At 76.7% G+C, this 1,877-nt stretch carries 3 protein-coding genes; 2 read left to right on the plus strand and 1 reads right to left on the minus strand.

The window, feature by feature from the left end; genetic code table 11:
* Window positions 1-468: histidine phosphatase family protein (locus GTW43_RS36110; RefSeq protein WP_161306202.1), on the plus strand; the 468-nt coding region annotated here is incomplete at its 5' end.
* Window positions 469-617: 149 nt separating this feature from the next.
* On the plus strand, window positions 618-1,151 hold the full coding sequence (locus tag GTW43_RS36115; RefSeq protein WP_161306203.1) for a GNAT family N-acetyltransferase: 534 nt from the start codon (window positions 618-620) through the stop codon (window positions 1,149-1,151).
* Window positions 1,152-1,164: 13 nt separating this feature from the next.
* Here the strand turns inward: GTW43_RS36115 and GTW43_RS36120 are convergent.
* On the minus strand, window positions 1,165-1,877 hold a 713-nt coding region (locus tag GTW43_RS36120; RefSeq protein WP_161306204.1), incomplete at its 5' end, for an IclR family transcriptional regulator.

Raw genomic sequence — 1,877 nt, forward strand, 5'->3', positions numbered from 1 at the left:
GCCGCGCAGACCGCCCGGCTCGTCGGTGCACAGCTCGGCGACCACGTGCCGCTGCGGGTCTGCGACGCGGCCGGGGACTACGTGCCCCATCTGCCCGAGCGCGCCGAACTGCCTGACGAGCACGCCGACTTCTACCTCGGACACCTCGCCGAGGTCGGGCCGCAGGAGGCGCGTGAGGGGGCGCGGCTCGCCCGCGAGGCGCTCGACCGGTTCACCGGACCCGTCACCGGCGGTGGCGCCGACCGGTACGAGCTCGTCGTGACGCACAGCTTCCTCGTCGGCTGGTTCGTCCGGGACGCGCTGGACGCGCCCGTCTGGCGCTGGCTGGGGCTGAACCCGGGCAACGCCGCGCTCACCGTCATCCGCTACGCCCCGGGCCGCGTCCCCGGCGTGCTCGTCCTCAACGACGTCAGCCATCTGCCGGACGAGCTGCGCTGGACCGACTTCCCCGCGGCCCTGCACGTCTGACCGCAGGCCCCAGGCCCCGTCCTCACACTCCCGCCCGCCCTTCGCATAGGCTGCCGACCTACCGGAACCGGCAGCGCCGGACCCGCCGGACCGCCCGACGCGACCGGCGCGGGGGACCGGCGGACCGGACGGATCGGAGCGGTGCGGGCGTGACGGAACTCCACCTCGGCGCGGCGGATCTGACGCTGCGTCCCTGGGCCCCGGCCGACGCCGCCGTGCTGCCCGGCCTCCTCGACGACCCGGACCTGCGCCGCTGGACCTCGCACCGGGCACCGGACACGGCGGCGGCGCGGGAGTGGATCGCGCGGCAGCGCGCGGGCGCGGTCACGGGGGAGCGCACCCCGCTCGCCGTCCTCCTGGACGGGGCCGTCGTCGGCCACCTCGTGCTCAAGCGCCCCGACCCCACCGTCCCGGTCGGCGAGGTCGGCTACTGGATCGGGGCGCGGGCCCGCGGGCGCGGGCTCGCTGCGCGGGCCGTCGGCCTGATCACGGACTGGGCGTTCTCCGCGTCGCGGGGCCCGCGGCTCGACCGGCTGGACCTGATCCACGACGTGGACAACGCGGCGTCCTGCGCCGTCGCCCGCAAGGCGGGCTACGTCCTGGCGGAGATCCTGCCGCCGGCCCCGCGGCACCCCGCGCCGGCGCATCTGCACGTACGGTCCCGGACCGGCACCGCGTCCTGACGGGCGCCCCGGCTCACAGGCGCCGGGACACGTCCTGCGCGGCCTGCCGGACGGCCGGTGCGAACTCGGGCAGTTGGGCCTCGGGGACCAGGAAGGTCAGCGACGAGACGGACACCGCGCCCACGGCCGTGCCGTCGGCGTCGAGCACCGGCGCGGCCAGCGAGCAGATGGAGTCGTCCGCCTCCTCGTAGTCCGTCGCGTACCCGGCGTCGCGGATCGCGGCGAGCTCCGCGTCGAGCGCCACGCGGTCCGTGTGCGTGCGCGGCGTGCGGGCGGGCAGCCCCGTGCGGTCGAGGATGTCGGACGCCTCGGCCGGGGGCAGATGGGCGAGCAGGGCCTTGCCCGCGGCCGTCGCGTGCAGCGGGAGCGGGGTCCCGACGTCGGTGGCGATCCGGTACGCGTGCCCGGGGTCGACCTTGTGCGTGTACGTCGCGTGGTCCCCGCTGAGCACGGCGAGGTGGACGGCCTGGCCGAGTCGCTGCTGGAGGGTGCGCAGGACCGCCTCGATGCCCACGGAGTCGTCCGCGAGGACCTGCGCGGCCAGGGCGTGCAGCTGGACGCCGCTGCCGTAGCGGCCCTCGCCGTCCGCCGCCGCGTACCCCTCCTCGACGAGGGTGGCGAGCACCCGGTGTGCGGTCGCCTTCGGGACACCGGAGTACTCCGCGATGTCGCCGAGCCGGTGCGGCCCGTCCGTCCGGGCCACCGCATGGAGCACACGCAGTGCCT

The sequence above is a fragment of the Streptomyces sp. SID5785 genome, assembly GCF_009870065.1.
Taxonomy (GTDB): Bacteria; Actinomycetota; Actinomycetes; order Streptomycetales; family Streptomycetaceae; genus Streptomyces.